The sequence below is a fragment of the Klugiella xanthotipulae genome, assembly GCF_006716695.1.
GTDB lineage: Bacteria > Actinomycetota > Actinomycetes > Actinomycetales > Microbacteriaceae > Klugiella > Klugiella xanthotipulae.
This window is the reverse complement of the sequence record NZ_VFPN01000003.1, coordinates 319,489-337,839: the sequence shown is the minus strand read 5'-3', so window position 1 is coordinate 337,839 and position 18,351 is coordinate 319,489. Positions and strand designations below refer to the sequence as shown.

Here is an 18,351-nt window from a genome sequence, read left to right as displayed (position 1 = left end):
TTCACTGGCTCCACCGATAAACTCCACGCATGAGCGACGCCTGCCACACCCCGGAGATCACGGTCAAGAAGCCCCACTCCTACAGGCTACAAATAAACGGCAAGACCGAACGATTCCATCGCACCACGGGGCGAGGGCTGGACATTCAAACGCTTCTATGCCGGCGAATCAGCACGCCTCATCGGGCTAGCAGCGTGGCTCCACGAATACAATCGTCACAGACCCTAATACCGCTATCGGAGACAAGTCGCCAATCACACGGTCAACCAACCTCCCTGGACATCACACCTAGGCATCCACTCGGCCTTAGTTTTCCGTAGGATCCACTCCCCGACTCATTCGGTCCCATTCGGAAATCCGATCCTCCGGCTCAGACGCATCAACATCCACCCCGGGACCTGACGCTTCAATCACGACCGTCTGATAGCGCGATGAGGACCGAGGCCACCGGGCGGAGGTGACGAGTACTCCCATCCCGCTCAAAACCACGAGGCCAGCCACCACACAGCCCAGCCATGGCCAGACCGATACCGCGACACTCTCCACCAGTGTGCGCAGCGACTCTGACCCCGCCAGACCCGTCTGCTCGGTGATGACCGCTCCCGCCCCGCTTGTCGGATCGCCCAGCGCCGCTGTTGTTGCCACAAGGATGCAGATACCGAGAAGGATTTGTAGGACGCCCAACACGTATCGAAAGACAAGGCCGGAGATTGACAGGGCACCACCCAACGCCAGACCACACAGTGCGAAAGCGCTCAGACTGGCTGCGGCTTGCTGGCCGGATATCTGGATAGGGTCGTCCACTCCCGCGGCATCCCTGAGAGTGAGAGTGAACCAGGGTTGACTCCACGCCAGGAACACCAAGCCGCTCGCGACCAGAACGCCGAGAATCGCGTAGCGCTTCAGCTGTGGGCTGGGAACCCGTTCGCGGGTCACGGGGTGCCCTCTAGAGGACGGAAGGTGTTAGCAATCGCGACCGCTCGGAGAGGGGCTGCTGCCTTATTTTGTGATTCCTCAAACTCCGACTGGGGAACGGAGTCAGCAACAATTCCGCCGCCAGCCTGCACGTGCGCGGTTCCCCTGACAATCGTGGCGGTACGAATAGCGATCGCGAGGTCTGCCGACCCGCTGAGGCCAAAATACCCCACCACTCCGCCATATACGCCACGCTGAGCGGGTTCTAAGCTATCAATAATTTCCAGCGCACGCGGTTTCGGTGCGCCAGAGAGCGTACCTGCTGGAAACGTGGCGCGAAAGACATCAACGAGACTGTTCTCTGGGCGTAACTCACCCTCGACCGTCGAGACAATGTGCATGATATGACTAAAACGTTCGATACGCATAAACTCGGTGACGTCAACGCTTGAGGCCTCACAGACGCGTAGAAGATCGTTGCGCGCGAGATCAACAAGCATGAGGTGCTCCGCTCGTTCCTTATCGTCGGCGCGCAGTTCCCGTTCCCAGGCGAGATCCTCCTCAACGGTAGAGCCGCGAGGTTTCGAGCCGGCAATAGGGTGGGTAATAACGTGTCCGTTATGCACCGTAACCAGGGCCTCTGGACTGGAACCCACAATCGAGTATGGACCAGTTTCAGCCGATTCAAGGTTCAAGAGATAGAGATACGGGCTCGGGTTGAGATGACGCAGCACCCGATACACATCGAGCGGATCGGCTGCACACTCCAAATCAAAGCGCTGCGACAGCACCACCTGGAAGATGTCTCCGTCGTGAATATGCTGCTGCGCCGTCGAGACGGATGCGAGAAAGTCGGCACTCCCGCTGCGATGGCGCGGTGTCGGAACGGCCGAAAAATCCGCCGTGACCAGCGGAGACTCCACGGGGGCGGCAAGACGGGCCTGGAGTGCGTTCAGGCGCCCCTGGGCATCCGCCCACATTGCGTCCGGGGTATCTCTCTCATCATTGAGAACATTGGCGATAAGCGTGAGCGTACCCTCGCGATGGTCAATGACGATGAGCTCCGAGACAAAGCTCAGTGCCTGCCCAGGGACGACGTAGTCGGCCGGCGGGTGCTCGGGCAGGTTCTCCAACTGACGGATCGCTTCCCAGCCGATAAAACCTACGAGACCGCCTGTCAGGGGCGGCGATCCAGGGGCGACGGGAGACGTCCACTTTGTCACGACCGCGTCAACAGCGTCCAAGGGGCTCATCTCACTCATGGGAGTGGCCACCAGCCGCTCTTCGGCGAGACCATACGCTTGCCAGGCGGCACGGTCTCCGACCTGCGTCAGTACGCCAAACGATCCTGCCCCGATGAAGCTGAATCGGGTCCAGATGCCGCCCTGCTCTGCGGATTCGAGGAGAAATGTGCCCGGTGCCCCAGCGGCCACCTTGCGATAGATGGATACGGGTGAGTCACTGTCGGCAAAAATTACCCGGGAAACCGGGACGACCCGCTGCGTCTCACGTAGCGAGTCAAACTCGCGGCGATCAGTGGAGTGCTGGGAAACGCCAAGCATTAGCTGTGCTCTTTCTTCTCGGTCCAATCGTGATGACCCGGAACAGCCCCAAGTGAGCGTCCCGTGAAACAGGTGCGGGTTCCTGTATGGCAGGCCGCACCAACCTGCTCCACCCTGACCAGAAGCGTGTCACCGTCACAGTCCGTAGCCACATCATGCACGTATTGGTGGTGACCGGAGGTGTCACCTTTACGCCAGAGTTCAGACCGAGAGCGGGACCAGAAAGTTACCCGACCCTCCGTAAGGGTGCGGTCGAGAGCTTCGGCGTTCATCCAGGCCATCATGAGGACCTCTCCTGAGTCCCACTGCTGGACAATCGCTGGAATCAACCCATCAGAATTAAAAATGACCTGATCGCGGAGATTGCTGAGCCCCTCAGGCTTCGATGACGCGGCGTCATTGGACACTAGCGGACCACCTCTCCCGCTCGGCTAAGCGCGTCCTTGACCTGGCCAATCGTGAAAGTTCCATCGTGAAAAACGGATGCTGCCAGGACAGCATCAGCGCCTGCAGCAATTGCGGGCGCAAAGTGCTCAAGCCGACCCGCGCCACCCGAAGCAATCACGGGTGCGCTGCTCGCAGCCCCCACGGCAGAAATGAGATCGATATCAAAGCCAGCGAGGGTTCCGTCGGCGTCAATCGAGTTGACAAGCAGCTCACCAGCACCGCGCTCAACAGCCTCGGTCGCCCAGGCAATAGCGTCGCGGGTGGTGTCTCGCTTACCGCCGTGGGTGGTCACGACGAATCCTGACGGTACGGCGTCGGAACGCTTAACATCGAGTGACAGGACAATGACCTGCTCTCCGAAGCGATCAGCAATCTCACCGATCAACTCGGGCCGGGCGAGCGCGGCGCTATTGATGCCGACCTTGTCTGCCCCGCTCGCGAGAAGACGGGCAACATCGTCTACCGTGCGGACCCCGCCTCCTACCGTGAGCGGGATAAAAACCTGCTCTGCGGTGCGGCGGACAACATCGTATGTGGTTGAGTGGTCGTCAACCGTGGCGGTGACATCCAAGAATGTGAGCTCGTCGGCACCTTGCTCGTAGTATCGTGCTGCGAGCTCAACGGGATCACCCGCATCACGCAGGTTGAGGAAGTTGACTCCTTTAACCACACGGCCGCCGGCCACGTCAAGACAGGGAATGACTCGAACAGCGAGTGACATGATGATGCTCCTTTGGTGACGCGGGTGGTGTTCTCGTACTGGTTACAACCGGGCCGCATGAATAGCCGTGACGAGAAGTGCCCTAGCGCCAAGGGCATACAGCGCATCCATCATCTGGTTGGCTGACGCGCGAGGAATCATGACCCGAACGGCCACCCACTCAGGGTCGCGTAATGGTGAAACCGTTGGTGACTCAATGCCCGGGGCAATAGTGACGGCTTCGTCCAGGTGGGCAACGGGCAAATCGTAGTCCATGATCACGTATTGACGGGCAACAAGAACCCCGTGCAGGCGACGCATGAGGGTCCGTAAACCGGGCTGTTCCTCGGGTGCGCTGATGAGGACTGCACTGGATTCTAGGATGACCGGGCCAAAAACCTCCAGACCGGCAGCTCTGAGTGTGGCCCCCGTCTCAACAACGTCGGCAATGGCGTCCGCAACACCAAGCCGAACCGCGGACTCCACCGCACCGTCGAGCGGTACCAGATGGGCAGTGACGCCACGTTCGCGCAGAAACGTGTCAACCAGAGCGGGGTAGCTCGTTGCTATTCGGAGGCCCTGAAGCTGGCTAATCTCGGTGTACTCACCCACCGGGGCGGCGAAACGGAAGGTGGAGCGAGCAAAGTCGAGACTCGAAACTTCGTGGGCGATTGAGCCAGAGTCGAGCAACAGATCGCGGCCCGTGATGCCGACGTGCAGGGCACCCGAACCCACATAAGTTGCGATGTCACGCGGGCGAAGATAGAAAAATTCCACCTCGTTTTGGTGGTCAGTAAAGACCAGTTGCTTGGGATCCCGGCGCAGGGAATACCCGGCTTCGGCAAGCATTTGGCTGGCGGTCTCGGATAGCGAACCCTTATTGGGAACCGCAATGCGCAACATATACGTGCTCTTTCGTTTAGCGTGTGGACCGTTACCTAACGGGGGTTAGAGATAGCGGTAAATGTCTTCGGTTGTCAGGCCTTTTGCGATCATGAGCACTTGGAGATGGTAGAGCAACTGCGAGATTTCCTCGGCTGTGGCATCGTTGCCCTCGTACTCGGCAGCCATCCAGACTTCGGCAGCCTCCTCGACGATCTTCTTACCGATCTGATGCACACCGGCATCTAAACGGGCAACGGTGTCAGAACCCTCCGGGCGCGTCAGCGCCTTAGCGGTGAGTTCACGGAACAGGTCGTCGAAAGTTTTCACCTGCTAAGGGTATCGTCTCGGTGGCTCGCCGTGTGCTGCTGCGCTGCGGCGCGTAACTCGGCGATGCGATCAGCGGGAACCCCGTTAAAAACGCTTGAACCAGCCACGAAAGTATCAGCCCCAGCCGTGGCTGCAACTCCAATGGTCTCGACCGTCACACCACCATCAACCTGAAGCCACACATCGAGCCCGTGCCTGCGCCGTTCAGCATCCAGCAGCAACAGCTTAGGCAGTGTCTCGGCCATAAAAGCCTGGCCACCAAACCCCGGTTCAACCGTCATTACGAGTACCTGGTCGAACTCGTGCAGGATCTCTAGATAGGGCTCAATCGGCGTACCCGGCTTCACCGCCAGGCTGGCCCGCGCACCAATGTCGCGCAAGCCGCGGGCAAGAGTAACCGGGTCAGTGGAAGCCTCCGCGTGGAACGTTACCGAGTATGCGCCGACCTCCGCGTAGCCGGGAGCCCACCGCTCAGGATCCTCAATCATCAGATGGACGTCAAGCGGCAGGGGTGAGACCTCCTGGAGGCGCTGGACAACCGGAAGACCCATCGTGAGGTTGGGGACAAAATGGTTGTCCATCACATCCACGTGAACGAGGTCGGCGGACCGAATGCTGTCAAGCTCACTCTGCAGGTTCGCAAAATCAGCCGATAAAATACTGGGGTTAATTCGTTGGCTCACATCAACATCCTAGGGCTGTCGAGAAAATTGCCTACACTCCATCACGTACCAGTAGCGCCACAAACATGGCATCTGTTTCATTTCGATGGGGCCACAGCTGGAGCGAAAGATCATCACCCGCCGTCTGGAGCGGGTGGGGGGCGATCTGGCTGGCCACCTCGCGTGCCGAGATCTCCCGCAGATCCGAGTGCTTGCGCAGAGCCGTTGAGACAACCATTCGGGTTTCGGCGCGGTGCGGAGAACAGGTGACGTAGGCGAGGATTCCCCCGGGGCGCAGGGCAGCAATCGCCGCCTCCATGAGTTCCTCCTGAAGTCGTGTAAGTTCGGGCACATCACCCGGCTGCTTGCGCCAGCGAGCTTCGGGGCGACGGCGCAGAGCGCCCAAGCCCGTGCACGGGGCGTCAAGGAGAATGCGATCAAACCCCTCCGGGTAAGCCTCGGTGATGTCGCGGCCGTCCCCTGAGACGACCTCAACCGTATCGCGCACGGCGGCCACTGAACGCCACACCAGATCAGCCCGAGAGGGGACAACCTCATTGGCAACTACCCGGGCACCGCCCAGACGCGCCTCGGCACCCAGCACCGCGCTCTTGCCACCGGGGCCAGCACAGAGATCAAGCCAGACCTCCCCCTCCTTAATCGGGCGAACGCGGCTCACAATTAATGCAGCTAACTGGGAACCCTGATCCTGCACCCGGATCCAGCCGTTACTGCGCGCCGTAATTTCACCGGGATCGCCGCCGTCGAGCACTGCTGAGAGCGGTGATACATCGCCCTCGTAGGCACGGTCCGGAAGCTCTTCACTGTGTGGGCCACCAGGAAGGCGAGCGAGGGTCACTCGCGGGGCCTCGTTGTCGGCGGCGAGTAGCTGTTCCAGCTCCCCTGCTCGGCCCTCCACCCGAAGTGACGCTCGAAACGCGCGCACAATCCACTCGGGATGCGAATACACCGCGGCAAGAACAGCGTCTTCAGAACCGGCGCTCTCACGCACCTCGGCCAGCCACTCCTCGGGCGACCGGCGGCCAAGGGCCCGCAACACACCGTTGACAAAGCCAACAGCCGATTCACGACCCACAATTTTCTGTAGGCTCACGGTCTCGAAGACGGCGGCGTGGCTCGGGATGCGCATTCCGAGAAGCTGATGGGCACCCAGGCGGAGAATCACGAGGGCGACCGGGTCAATATTGTCAACCGAGCGGCCGGCTGCGATCTGGATAATCTGGTCGTAGTAGCCCTGCATCCGCAGGGTTCCATAAACAAGCTCGGTGGTCAGAGCCCGGTCGGCGGCTGACAGTCCTGAGTCTCGCAGACGATGGGGAAGAACCAGGTTGGCATAGGCATCCGCATCCCGAACCTCCGCGAGTACCTGGTAGGCCACAAGCCGTGGACTGGCCGCCTGTGGAGCGTTGCGGTCTCTGGGGTTCTGACGGGTGGCACCGCCGCGGGAAGAGTTACGCCGATGGCTCGATCCGTGGGCCCCTCCGCCGCCGTCACGTTCTGTACTCACTCTGTTACCACCGTTTCTTCTCGAAGCCCCCGAAACCAGTCGGTTGCTGCCATCTCGCGTTTACCCGCCGGTTGAACGTGGAGCAGCACCAGAGGGGTCGTTCCCGTGCCCACTATTAGCTGTCCGTCGTGCAGGATGATATGCCCCGGGGGAACATTCACCGCGGCTATCGCTTTATCGAGGGGTAATAACGCGGCAACCTTCAGACGCTGCCCCCCCACCACGGTGAAGGCCCCGGGCTCGGGAGTAACTCCGCGGTAGCGGTTGTACACCCGTTCGGCAGGCTCCTGCCAGTCGAGGCGAGCGTCATCGAGCGTAAGCTTGTGGGCGTAGGAGCTGTCACCCTTCTGCATCTCGGGGACAAGGGTCCCCTCGTTCAGGCCGCTCAGCGCCCGAAGCACGGTGTCAGCCCCCGCGACGGCGAAGTGAGCGAGCACATCACCTGCCGTAGCATTCGGATTGATAACCTCGGTGTCCTGCACCAGGATTTCACCGGCGTCCAACTCGGCAACCAATCGAAACACGGTAACACCGCCGACGCTATCACCCGCCATGAGCGAGCGCTGTACCGGTGCCGCACCGCGCCAGGCTGGCAACAGCGAAAAATGTAGATTGATCCAGCCGTGTGTCGGCCCGCTGAGCAGGGGCTCCCGGAGGAGGCCGCCGTAGGCCACGATCACACCAACCTCAGGCTCGTAGGCCAGGAGTTGCTCGGTCACCTCGGGACCGAGGCGATTGGATTTGACCACCGACAGACCCAACTCTTCGGCAACGAGAGCAACCCTCGAGGGGGTCATTACACGTTTCCTCCCCCGTGGTGCATCCTCACGCGTCAGGACGGCCACAATTGTGTGGCCCGCGGCGTGGAGCGCACGGAGTGTGGGCTCAGCCACCCCAGGCGTACCCGCAAAAACTATCCTCATCTGGCAATTTTCCTGTCTTCATGAGCTTAACGGTCTCGCCCGGTCGTTCAGTTTACCGGTCTGCTCTGGCCCCCGGCCGCCGCATCAGCGAGATGGGCTGCAGAGGCAAGCAGTTCGCGCGTGAACGGATGCCGCGGGTGGCCTAAGACCGTCTCAGTGAGACCCTCCTCAACAACCTCGCCTCGATGCATCACAATGAGGCGGTGACTCATCTCGCGCACAACGTTCAGATCGTGCGAAATGAAAACGATAGCTAAGCCCGATACCGCTTGGAGAGAACGTAATAGTGCGACAATATCTGCCTGAACCGACATGTCCAGGGCACTGACCGCCTCATCACACACCAGGATGCTCGGGTCGGTCGCGAGCGCGCGGGCAATTGCCACACGCTGACGCTGACCACCGGACAGTTCACCGGGTCGGTGCCTTGCCAGGCCGGGATCAAGCCCAACTCGGGTCATGAGCTCCGCTACCCGGACGCTCCGCTCGCGGCGAGGGATACGCAGCGCCTCCGAGACAGACCAGCCAACCGTGCGTTCGGGGTTAAGCGCCGAGTAGGGATCCTGGTGGATGAGTTGGATACGACCCCGCAGTTTTTGCCGATGCCGCTCGCTGATCCCGCTCCAGAGCGTGCCATCGCATGTAACCGTGCCCTGATCGGGTGGCTCCACTCCCATGATGAGGCGGCTCAGCGTGCTCTTACCGGACCCCGACTCCCCCACGACCCCGAGCGTTGTGCCCGGATGCACGACACAGCTCACTCTCCTCACCGCGTGCACGGGTTCGGCCCCGCCCCTCTGGTAGGTCTTTGAAACACCATCCACAATCAGGCGCGGTTCGGCCACGGTCTCGGTCAACACGGGAGCAGAGGCGCGGGGAATGGCGGCGACAAGCTGTCGTGTGTGGGGATGCTGAGGCTTCGCCAGAAGGACCGCGGGATGGCCCCGTTCTACCACCTCACCGGCATGCAGCACGAGTAGGTCATCAGCGATATGCCGGACCAGACCGAGATTGTGACTGACGAGCAATAGTCCCATTCCGCCCTCGACGAGTTCCCGCAGAAGCGCAAGAATATGTGTCTGCACGGTACTGTCAAGGGCGGTTGTTGGCTCATCCGCGATCAGTAGCCGCGGTGCCGCGGCAATTCCCTGAGCAATCAGCACCCGCTGACGCATTCCGCCCGAAAGCTGATGGGGGTAGGCGTGACCCTGAATAGCCGGGTCGGGAAGGTGAACTCGGCGAAGCAAATCGTCCACGGCTCGGACGATGGAGACATCGCCGCGGGCAACGGGATGAACCACGAGCGGTTCGGCAACCTCCTTGTGAGCACGGCGGAGTGGGTCGAGGGAGAGCAGGGCATCCTGGCTGACCAACCCCACGCTACGTCCCCGCAATCGCCGCCACTCTTCTTCACCCAGTCGTCGGATATCCCGGCCTCCGAGCATCAGTTCGTCGGCCTCGACCGACAGCCCCGCCCCGGAGAGTCCAATCAGACTACGGGTGATCTGGGTTTTTCCCGAGCCCGACTCCCCCACAATGGCCACGCACCGACCCGGGGCGACATCAAAGGAGACACCGCGGATGATCTCGGCGTGTTGTGATCGGATCCGGAGCCCGCGTACTCGGGCGACTAAGCCCTCACTACCAGGATTATCGAGATAGTTCGTCACGATGCAGCCACCCCCTGCTTCGACGCGAAGACACACGAAGGTGGCCCCGAAAATCCTGTCGTCCCTGCACCGCCCGACTCAGGACGGACACCGAAAGGACTGTTCCGATGATCGCCAGACCGGGAAAAAGCGCAAGCCACCAGGCCTGGCTCAGCTTGTTGCGACTGCCCGCGAGCATTAAACCCCAATCTGGAGCAGGCTCCTGGGTGCCAAGCCCGAGAAAGCTGAGGCCCGCAGCCGTCACAATCCCCGTACCCACACCGATGGTGGCCAGCACCAGGAGGGACCGTACCGTAGTGGGCACAATGTGATGCAGAGCAACATGCCATCGGTTGCGACCCAGGAGAGTGCTTGCTTGTACAAATCCTGTCTGCAGCCGAGTCAGTGTCTCAGCCCTGGCTACGCGAATGTAGGCGGGAACGGCACCAATCAGCACCGCAATAGCCACATTCTTGGGGCCCGATCCCAACACTGCCAACACGATGAGGGCTATAAGGAAATCGGGAAAGGCCATGAGCACCTCGACAGCTCGAAGCAGGATCCCGTCAATCCAGCGTGGTGCCAGTCCCAGGCTAATACCCATCGCCCCTCCGATCAGGGCGGCACCGAATGCCGATCCGCACCCCACCACGAGTGAGAAGCGAGTGCCAAAGACCACACGGCTCCACACGTCACGACCCGTCTGATCGGTGCCCCAAAAGTGTTCGCTACTGGGCGGTTGAAGCGCCTCAGGCAGGCTCGTCGCCAAGGGGTCAGCGGTCGCGAGGAGGCTCGGCCAGAGAGCCGCCACAATAACCAGAGCCAGGAAAGGTGCGGCGAGAAGAACAGAGGGATTGATGCCCCACGGCACGCTCTTACTTCTCATCTCTCCCCTGCCACGACGAGCGATGCTCCCACAAACGAGCCGGATAACCGCGGGTCAATCACCGCGCTGAGCACATCAACCGCCGTGTTCACCACAACGAAAACGAGTGCAATCACAAGGATGGCACCCAGGACAACCGGGATGTCCCGCCCTAGAATGGCTGTGAGCATCACTCGACCCAGCCCGGATCGGCCGAATATCGTCTCGACCAGGACCGCGCCACCCACGAGAGACCCGGCGATGTAGGCACCCAGTGTCAGCGTGTTGTTGGCAGCGTGCCTCAGGGTGTGGTGCGTGAGAAGACGGCCTGGGCCGACCCCGCGTGCCCGAACGGTCTCGATAAAAGGCTCAGCTTCGGCCCGCTCGATACCCTGACGTAGCATCTGGCCCACCATGGCACTCACGGGAATCGCGATCGTGACGGCCGGTAGCACCAGCGAGTTGAGTCCGCGGGAACCCGAAACGGGAAACCACCCCAGCGCGAACGAAAAAACCGTGAGCAGGAGGAGCGCTGTCCAGAAGATCGGTGCGGAGACGGCAACCAGTTCCACAGTACCCAGGACGCGACGCATCCAGCGACGACGACCCAACAGCGCCCCCAACGACACCAATAGGGTTGCGATGAGCAGCGCGGTCGCGGACAGCTGAAGGGTGGGTACGAGCTGGTCGCCAATAATCTGAGCAACCGGCTTGCGTAGCTGGTAGCTGGTACCCAGGTCGCCCGACAGCACTCGGACCACGTAGCGGATGTACTGCTCGCCCCACGAGAGATCAAGGCCCCAGTCGCTCTCAATCTCGGCGCGTCGGGAGGGGGCTATCTGACCGTGCGTACCCAGCATGATGTCAACGGGATTACCACGAACTAGCTTGAGCGCAAAAAAAGCGAGTGTGACCGTTCCCCACAGCACGACAACGAGCCCACCGAGTCGGAGGAGAACGGCGCGGGCGATAACGTGTACCTGGCGGCTGCGATTTGATCGTGGCGAGATCGGTGTCACGTCACGGACACACCGTAGAAGAGGGGGCGACCGTAGAGATCATAGGCAAGCCCTCGCACGTGCAGGCCCGCCGCGGTGATGGCGGAGGGAACGTAAATAGGGACGATGGACACAAAATCATTATTCCATTGCTGTACCTGACGATAGAGATCGGCTCGCTGTGTCGGGTCCGTGCTCGCGGCTGCCCCGTCAAGTAGGGCGTCGATGTCGGGTCTAGACACGGTGGAGACCGTCTGGTAGCCATCACTGTGCAGGTGGTTGCGGAGGAGATCGGGGTCCACTCCGGAAAAGGCCCAGTCTGTCAGGTCAAAGGCCCTGGGGGTATATTTCTCCATATACTGCGCGGGTTCTAGATTCTCCCGCACGAGCTCAAAACCAATGGCTTTCAGGTCTTCCTGGAACGCGTTCGCCAGGCTCTGATTCTCCTCCGAGACGGGAGTGTAGGCAGTCCACGTAGCGCTCAATCGTTTCCCTTCCTTGGTGCGGTATCCCTCCGTATCACGCACGGTCCATCCCGCTTCATCAAGCAGCGCGTTGGCCTTCTTACGGTCGTACTGCCAGGTTCCCTCAAGAGACGCATCGTAGGCGTTAGGGGTCGTCGGCCCCAGGATGGACCAGGCTCGATCATACTGACCCGAGAAGACAGTCTTGACTGCCGAGTCAATGTCCATCCCCTGCCGAAAAGCTTGACGTACCTTCACGTCACGAAACACCCCAAATCCGTCGTTGAGGTAAAGGGAATATGGGAGGCCGGGCAGATCGATGGAGGTCACGGCCACCTCAGAGCCCAGGTCTTTCACGGATGACGGCGGCAGGTCAGTTGCCACGTCGGCCTCTCCGCTCGTGAGCGCGCCGATACGCACCGCACTCTCGGGCAAAATCGTGATCACGAGCCGATCAAGAAGTGCAGGACCGGAGTGGCTCGCAGCCTCCGATGGCCAGTTATAGTCTGTAAACTTCTCCATCACCAGCTGCTGCCCCGGCGTAAAATCGGTGAGCTCAAACGGGCCAGAGCCCACGGTGATGCCGGGGCCACCTGCGGCCAATTCATCCGCGTGTGTTTCCAACACAACGGGTGAGTAGAAGCCGAGCAGGGTTGAGCTAGCGTTCTGGAGGAAAGGGGCAAACGGGGCGGTGAACCGCACATTAACCGTGTAATCATCAACGATATCCGTGCCAGCATAGAGATCACCACCCAGAAGGCTGAGAGCTTGGGCCGACTCTGTCTCTGGAGCAACAACGTGGTCAAAGTTTGCCTGAACAGCGGCGGCGTTGAAGGGCTCCCCGTCCTGAAAGGTGACGTCGTTACGCAGGTGGAAGGTGTAGGTCAGACCATCCTCGGCGACCGTCCATGACTGAGCGAGCCACGGAACCGGATTGCCCTGAGCATCCAGATCAACAAGCGAGTCAAAGACGTTCCGCAACACCATGGCCGATGCATCAATTTGGGTCTTGTGGATGTCGAGGTGACCATCTGAGATATTGGCACCCTCAATGGCAAATGTGAGGCTCTGCTCGCCGTCCGAGGTTTCACCACTCGCACAGCCACCCAGGGCGAGGGATATAACCACGCACGCCGCTCCGATACGAACGATCCGATGAGACAGAGCAGACACTGGTCCTCCGAAGGTATTCTTAGGTGATTGAGTAGGGGGAATATAGAGTGATGCCCGACGACAGTGATCCCGTGGCTGTACCACAACTATATCCGTAAATATATTCAGTACAACAAGATACTCGGAGCGCATATGTCACCCACACCCGAAGCTGACCCCGAGGCTACCACTCAGGTCCGTCGAGGTCGCCCTCGCGTGTCGAGTCGTGACGTTCTGGAGGACGCCGCCTGTGAGCTTTTTATCGAAAAGGGCTACGCTGGGACGACGATTGACCACATCACCCAGCGGGCGGGCGTCAGTCGAGGCACTTTCTTCAACTATTTCACAGCCAAAGGCGACGTCTTCTGGGTGCACGTGGATGATAGCCTCGCCCACCTCAGCGCTCACCTTGCAGCCACCTCCCCTGAAGCGCCCGTCATGCACGCAATCAGCGAAGCACTCACCGCGGTAGCGCAAGACTTTGGCCCCAGAAAAGTACCGTGGATTCTTACCCAGTACCCCATTATCGGCAGCGTACACGAGCTACAGGCTTCGGCCCTGACCCGGCTGATTTCCTACACAGAAATTCTGCGCGCTTTCGCCGCGACTCGGCTCGGTCCCGCCGCAGACGACCTTACTCCGCGGCTCATGGCTTACTCGGCAATCAGTGCGCTCGTAGCCGCCGCCCAGACGTGGGCAACAGCCGGGAGCTCGCGTGGCTCACTCGTTCCCTACGTGGAATCCGCAATGGCTTCGTTCATCCGTGGCTTCAACGGGGAGAACTAGCCCTCCGATCAGGCTAAGCTGATTCGATCACATACTCAGGCACCCGGGGTGAACTCTGCCCCACGGACGCGGTGCCGCATAAAGCAACTGGAGCTGAGATGACCGACGCACGCGTTCCCCAGAAACCTGCCCTTGAGGGCCTCGAAGACACGTGGGGAACCCGGTGGGACGCCGCAGGAACTTATTCGTTTACTCGTGAGGGGGCAACACGCGAGTGCGTGTACTCCATCGACACGCCACCACCAACCGCATCGGGTTCACTACACGTCGGACACGTCTTCAGCTACACCCACACGGATGTCGTAGCTCGATTCCAGCGCATGAACGGCAAACGGGTCTTCTACCCGATGGGATGGGATGATAACGGCCTGCCGACTGAGCGCCGGGTACAAAACTATTACGGTGTGCGCTGCGACCCCAGCCTGCCCTACGTGGACGGCTTTGTTCCCCCGTTCGAGGGTGGGGATAATAAGAGCAGCAAGGCCTCCGATCAAGTACCGATCTCGCGACGCAACTTTATCCAGTTGTGTGAACGGCTCACGATCGAGGACGAGAAGCAGTTTGAATCACTGTGGCGCACACTCGGCCTCTCTGTGGACTGGGACCAGACCTACCGCACGATTGGACACGAGTCGCTCAGGGCGTCCCAACTGGCTTTCATTCGCAACCTTGAGCGAGGAGAAGCGTACCAGGCCATGGCCCCCACCCTGTGGGACGTCACCTTCCGCACCGCTGTGGCCCAGGCCGAGCTAGAGGACCGCGACCAGCCCGGTGCCTACCATAAACTTGCTTTTCACCGCCCGGATGGTGAGGATATCTTTATCCAGACGACGCGGCCCGAATTGCTTGCCGCGTGTGTGGCCCTCGTCGCTCACCCGGATGACGAGCGCTACAAGCCGCTTTTTGGCACAACCGTTACCACGCCACTCTTTGGTGTTGAGGTGCCCGTGCTCGCCCATCATCTCGCCCAGCAGGACAAGGGCTCGGGCATTGCCATGATCTGTACCTTTGGCGATGTAACGGATGTCATCTGGTGGCGTGAACTCGACCTACCCAACCGTGCCATCCTGGGTTTTGACGGCCGTATCGTGCAGGAGGCCCCCGAAGCTATCATGACCGAGGTCGGCCGGAACGCATTCGCGCAGATCGCCGGTAAGACCGTCTTCTCGGCAAAGAAAGTTATGGTTGAGTTACTCCAGGCCTCGGGCGAGATGGTGGGCGATGCGGTCACCATTACCCACCCAGTGAAGTTCTTCGAAAAGGGTGATAAGCCCCTCGAAATCGTCTCGACCCGCCAGTGGTACATCATCAACGGTGCGCGCGACGAGAAGCTCAAGAACCGCCTCGTTGAACTCGGTAACCAGCTCGAATGGTACCCGGAATTTATGCGGGTGCGCTACGAGAACTGGGTCAACGGACTTGCGGGCGATTGGCTGATCTCACGTCAGCGGTTCTTCGGCGTCCCGATTCCGGTGTGGTACCCGCTCGATGCCGAGGGTCATCCACTGTTTGATACCCCCCTCGTCGCTTCACCCGAGTCCTTACCTGTTGACCCCTCATCGGATGCTGCCCCGGGCTACAGAGAAGACCAGCGTGGTGTTGCTGGTGGGTTCGTTGGAGAAGTCGATGTCATGGACACCTGGGCCACCTCCTCCCTCACCCCCCAACTCGCGGGTGGATGGGAGCGCGACCCCGAACTCTTTGACCTCGTGTTCCCCTTCGACTTGCGCCCACAGGGGCAAGACATCATTCGCACATGGCTGTTCTCGACGATGCTGCGCTCGGTACTTGAATATGATGCCCAACCGTGGAAGGCTGCTGGCCTGTCCGGCTGGATCCTGGACCCCGACCGGAAGAAGATGTCGAAGTCAAAAGGCAACGTCGTGACCCCGGCTGGAATGCTTGAACAACACGGTTCCGATGCCGTGCGCTACTGGGCCGCCAGTTCCAAGCTGGGGGTTGACGCGGCCTTCGACCCCCAGAACCCCACCCAGATCAAGATTGGACGACGGCTAGCGATTAAAGTTCTCAACGCGTCCAAGTTCATCCTGGGGTTTGATACCTCCCACGCTCACGAGGCTACCGAGGCCGTCGATCTGAGTATGTTGGCCACCCTGTCCGAGGTGGTCGAGGAGGCTACCCGCGCGTTCGCCGCCTACGATCACGCCCGGGCACTTGAGGTGACCGAGACCTTCTTCTGGACCTTCTGCGACGACTACTTGGAACTTGTCAAGGAACGTGCCTACAGTGAGGATGGTGCGGGTCAGGGATCTGCTGTTACCGCTCTCCGCACCGCTCTCGCCACACTCCTACGCCTGTTTGCCCCGTTTATCCCGTTTGCGACAGAGGAAGCCTGGTCGTGGTTCAACGATACTTCGGTTCACCTCGCAGCGTGGCCAACCACGTCCGAGCTCCTGGGGTCCGCCGATGGCAACACGGATGTCTTGGTGCAGGCAAGCGCGGCTCTGATCGGTATCCGCCGGGCCAAGACCGACGCAAAGGCCTCACAGAAGACCGAGGTGGAACGGGCTGTGATCAGCGCTCCCGCCGACCAACTTGAGATCGTCGCCCTCGCAGCCAACGACCTCAAGGCCGTTGGCCGTATCGCTGAACTCACCCTTATTGAGGGTAGCGAGTTTGCGGTGACGGATATCGTACTGGTCCCGGTCGCCGAGTAGCTGAGGGAAGGCCTATGCAGTTGGGAACACGGTGGCGGTTCGGGGAGACTCCCCCGGGCCGCCTGTCTGCGGCGGTTGTTTCTGCGCTTGCCGTCGCGGAACGTGACGCTGCACACAACGCGACGGAAGCGGCCGGTTACGTCTGGACGCTCACCTGGCTGGAGGGTCACGCCGTGTGCGAGCTCGACGAATGCACGCGTGTTGTACAGCGGGCAGACGGCTCCGTCGGTATCGAGTCGATAACCGACCAAAATGATTTCGTCGGTGAGTGTCCCGAGGATGATTGGCTCATCCCATGAACCTCGTGCTCCTCTGAGCGGGTACAAAGGGGCCCCCGTCAGTAACTGCCGGGGGCCTCACTCAGATAATGGGGGTCTCTGCCTATGCAGACTTCTCCGATTGTTCTGGTTTGCTCATCACCAGGGTAGGCATGGCCCCCTCCAGCACACACTGCTCCGTAATGATGACCTTCTGCACATCCTCCGTTGAAGGAACCTCAAACATAATCGGACCGAGCACATCCTCCAGGATGGCGCGCAATCCGCGGGCTCCAGTCTTGCGCAGCACAGCCAAGTCGGCGATTGCCTCCAGGGCGGGTTTCTCAAACTCCAACTCAACACCGTCAATCTCAAACATACGCGCGTACTGGCGGACCAGCGCGTTCTTAGGTTCGGTGAGAATCTGCATCAGTGCCGATTGATCAAGCTGAGTCACCGTCGTCACGACGGGAAGTCGCCCGATAAACTCGGGGATTAGTCCAAACTTATGCAGATCTTCAGGGAGGACCTCACTGAACAGATTGACATCCTCACCTTTGCTGTGAAGGGGAGCACCAAAACCGATACCTTTTTTACCGGCGCGTGAAGAGATGATCTCCTCAAGCCCAGCAAACGCCCCCGCCACGATAAAGAGTACGTTCGTGGTGTCAATCTGGATAAATTCTTGGTGGGGGTGCTTACGCCCACCCTGCGGCGGAACTGAGGCAACAGTTCCTTCTAAAATCTTAAGAAGTGCCTGCTGCACGCCCTCGCCGGAGACATCACGCGTGATGGAAGGGTTCTCGGCCTTCCGGGCAATCTTGTCAATCTCATCAATGTAGATGATGCCCGTCTCGGCACGCTTGATATCGTAATCGGCAGCAGCAATCAGCTTAAGGAGGATATTCTCCACGTCCTCCCCCACGTAGCCTGCCTCCGTGAGGGCGGTGGCATCAGCCACAGCGAAGGGAACGTTGAGTCGTTTCGCCAGCGTCTGAGCCAGGTAGGTTTTGCCGCACCCTGTTGGGCCTACCAACAGAATATTCGACTTAGCAATTTCAACATCGTCGCCCAGGGCATCCGCGCTCATGAGAGAGTTGCGGGCTCGTATTCGCTTGTAGTGGTTGTACACCGCGACCGCAAGTGATCGTTTGGCTGGCTCCTGCCCAATCACATACTCTTCGAGGAAATCAAAAATCTCGCGGGGCCGAGGAAGCTCAAAATCACCACCCTGTGGCTCACCCTCTTCGGCTAACCGTTCCTCAATGATTTCGTTACACAGGTCAACGCACTCATCACAAATGTAGACTCCTGGACCCGCTATAAGCTGCTGAACCTGCTTTTGACTTTTGCCACAGAAGGAGCATTTTAGTAGGTCAGCACTCTCGCCTATCCGTGCCATGAATACGCCTCCCCTGGATTCACTACTCTAAAAACCTGCCACACCAATAACGGCGTGTATTGAGCCTACTCGGTACCTCAGACACCGGCCGCAGAATCGCCGCCGTAGCAGGATGTTGACAGGTTTCGTACCCTCAGATACGGAATTTTCC

At 60.1% G+C, this 18,351-nt stretch carries 17 protein-coding genes; 3 read left to right on the top strand and 14 right to left on the bottom strand.

Annotated features, from left to right (window positions below; all coding sequences use genetic code 11):
* Nucleotides 1-306: 306 nt before the first annotated feature.
* From FB466_RS10995 to FB466_RS10935, 13 genes are read right to left on the bottom strand one after another with little or no spacing between them, the layout of a single operon-like run.
* A complete protein-coding gene (locus tag FB466_RS10995) occupies nucleotides 307-936 on the bottom strand; it encodes a Trp biosynthesis-associated membrane protein (RefSeq protein ID WP_141918446.1) in 630 nt (209 codons plus the stop codon).
* The gene (locus FB466_RS10990; protein ID WP_141918445.1) at nucleotides 933-2,477 is read right to left on the bottom strand and encodes an anthranilate synthase component I; all 1,545 of its coding nucleotides are present in this window, start codon (nucleotides 2,475-2,477) and stop codon (nucleotides 933-935) included. The genes FB466_RS10995 and FB466_RS10990 overlap by 4 nt, the downstream gene beginning before the upstream one ends.
* Nucleotides 2,477-2,884: a phosphoribosyl-AMP cyclohydrolase gene (hisI, locus tag FB466_RS10985; protein ID WP_141918444.1), complete on the bottom strand. Its 408-nt coding sequence runs from the start codon at nucleotides 2,882-2,884 to the stop codon at nucleotides 2,477-2,479. Before hisI ends, FB466_RS10990 begins: the two co-directional genes overlap by 1 nt.
* Nucleotides 2,884-3,645, bottom strand: a complete 762-nt coding sequence (gene hisF, locus FB466_RS10980) for an imidazole glycerol phosphate synthase subunit HisF (RefSeq protein ID WP_141918443.1) — start codon at nucleotides 3,643-3,645, stop codon at nucleotides 2,884-2,886. Before hisF ends, hisI begins: the two co-directional genes overlap by 1 nt.
* 42 nt (nucleotides 3,646-3,687) lie before the next feature.
* Complete coding sequence (gene hisG, locus FB466_RS10975; protein ID WP_141918442.1) at nucleotides 3,688-4,527, bottom strand: ATP phosphoribosyltransferase; 840 nt, start codon at nucleotides 4,525-4,527, stop codon at nucleotides 3,688-3,690.
* A 45-nt stretch (nucleotides 4,528-4,572) separates the two neighbouring features.
* Complete coding sequence (locus FB466_RS10970) at nucleotides 4,573-4,836, bottom strand: phosphoribosyl-ATP diphosphatase (RefSeq protein WP_141918441.1); 264 nt, start codon at nucleotides 4,834-4,836, stop codon at nucleotides 4,573-4,575.
* A complete protein-coding gene (gene rpe, locus FB466_RS10965) occupies nucleotides 4,833-5,519 on the bottom strand; it encodes a ribulose-phosphate 3-epimerase (protein ID WP_141918440.1) in 687 nt (228 codons plus the stop codon). The genes FB466_RS10970 and rpe overlap by 4 nt, the downstream gene beginning before the upstream one ends.
* Nucleotides 5,520-5,550: 31 nt before the next feature.
* Nucleotides 5,551-7,026 (bottom strand): RsmB/NOP family class I SAM-dependent RNA methyltransferase, encoded by a 1,476-nt coding sequence (locus tag FB466_RS10960; RefSeq protein WP_141918439.1) that lies wholly within the window; start codon nucleotides 7,024-7,026, stop codon nucleotides 5,551-5,553.
* Entirely contained in the window at nucleotides 7,023-7,949 is a 927-nt protein-coding gene (fmt, locus tag FB466_RS10955; RefSeq protein ID WP_141918438.1) for a methionyl-tRNA formyltransferase, read from the bottom strand. Before fmt ends, FB466_RS10960 begins: the two co-directional genes overlap by 4 nt.
* A gap of 47 nt (nucleotides 7,950-7,996) precedes the next feature.
* Entirely contained in the window at nucleotides 7,997-9,619 is a 1,623-nt protein-coding gene (locus FB466_RS10950) for an ATP-binding cassette domain-containing protein (protein ID WP_141918437.1), read from the bottom strand.
* Nucleotides 9,600-10,484 (bottom strand): ABC transporter permease, encoded by an 885-nt coding sequence (locus FB466_RS10945; RefSeq protein ID WP_141918436.1) that lies wholly within the window; start codon nucleotides 10,482-10,484, stop codon nucleotides 9,600-9,602. Before FB466_RS10945 ends, FB466_RS10950 begins: the two co-directional genes overlap by 20 nt.
* Complete coding sequence (locus tag FB466_RS10940) at nucleotides 10,481-11,482, bottom strand: ABC transporter permease (RefSeq protein ID WP_246054637.1); 1,002 nt, start codon at nucleotides 11,480-11,482, stop codon at nucleotides 10,481-10,483. The genes FB466_RS10945 and FB466_RS10940 overlap by 4 nt, the downstream gene beginning before the upstream one ends.
* On the bottom strand, nucleotides 11,479-13,053 hold the full coding sequence (locus tag FB466_RS10935) for an ABC transporter substrate-binding protein (RefSeq protein ID WP_246054636.1): 1,575 nt from the start codon (nucleotides 13,051-13,053) through the stop codon (nucleotides 11,479-11,481). The genes FB466_RS10940 and FB466_RS10935 overlap by 4 nt, the downstream gene beginning before the upstream one ends.
* 177 nt (nucleotides 13,054-13,230) lie before the next feature.
* On the opposite strand from FB466_RS10935, the gene FB466_RS10930 reads away from it, so the two are divergent.
* The 3 genes from FB466_RS10930 to FB466_RS10920 all read left to right on the top strand — a co-directional run bounded on the left by FB466_RS10930 (nucleotide 13,231) and on the right by FB466_RS10920 (nucleotide 16,840).
* The gene (locus tag FB466_RS10930; protein ID WP_141918434.1) at nucleotides 13,231-13,863 is read left to right on the top strand and encodes a TetR/AcrR family transcriptional regulator; all 633 of its coding nucleotides are present in this window, start codon (nucleotides 13,231-13,233) and stop codon (nucleotides 13,861-13,863) included.
* 98 nt (nucleotides 13,864-13,961) lie between these two features.
* A complete protein-coding gene (gene valS / locus FB466_RS10925) occupies nucleotides 13,962-16,541 on the top strand; it encodes a valine--tRNA ligase (RefSeq protein ID WP_141918433.1) in 2,580 nt (859 codons plus the stop codon).
* Between the two features lie 14 nt (nucleotides 16,542-16,555).
* Nucleotides 16,556-16,840 (top strand): hypothetical protein, encoded by a 285-nt coding sequence (locus tag FB466_RS10920; RefSeq protein WP_141918432.1) that lies wholly within the window; start codon nucleotides 16,556-16,558, stop codon nucleotides 16,838-16,840.
* A gap of 82 nt (nucleotides 16,841-16,922) precedes the next feature.
* On the opposite strand, the gene clpX is transcribed toward FB466_RS10920, so the two are convergent.
* Nucleotides 16,923-18,200, bottom strand: coding sequence for an ATP-dependent Clp protease ATP-binding subunit ClpX (clpX, locus tag FB466_RS10915; protein WP_141918431.1), 1,278 nt, complete (start codon nucleotides 18,198-18,200; stop codon nucleotides 16,923-16,925).
* Nucleotides 18,201-18,351: the final 151 nt, after the last annotated feature.

Coding starts and splice junctions, on each gene's coding strand:
- FB466_RS10930 (WP_141918434.1), top strand. CDS start 13,231: ATGTCACCCACACCCGAAGCTGACCCCGAGGCTACCACTCAGGTCCGT.
- FB466_RS10990 (WP_141918445.1), bottom strand. CDS start 2,477: ATGCTTGGCGTTTCCCAGCACTCCACTGATCGCCGCGAGTTTGACTCG.
- fmt (WP_141918438.1), bottom strand. CDS start 7,949: ATGAGGATAGTTTTTGCGGGTACGCCTGGGGTGGCTGAGCCCACACTC.
- hisF (WP_141918443.1), bottom strand. CDS start 3,645: ATGTCACTCGCTGTTCGAGTCATTCCCTGTCTTGACGTGGCCGGCGGC.
- hisG (WP_141918442.1), bottom strand. CDS start 4,527: ATGTTGCGCATTGCGGTTCCCAATAAGGGTTCGCTATCCGAGACCGCC.
- clpX (WP_141918431.1), bottom strand. CDS start 18,200: ATGGCACGGATAGGCGAGAGTGCTGACCTACTAAAATGCTCCTTCTGT.
- valS (WP_141918433.1), top strand. CDS start 13,962: ATGACCGACGCACGCGTTCCCCAGAAACCTGCCCTTGAGGGCCTCGAA.
- FB466_RS10920 (WP_141918432.1), top strand. CDS start 16,556: ATGCAGTTGGGAACACGGTGGCGGTTCGGGGAGACTCCCCCGGGCCGC.
- FB466_RS10945 (WP_141918436.1), bottom strand. CDS start 10,484: ATGAGAAGTAAGAGCGTGCCGTGGGGCATCAATCCCTCTGTTCTTCTC.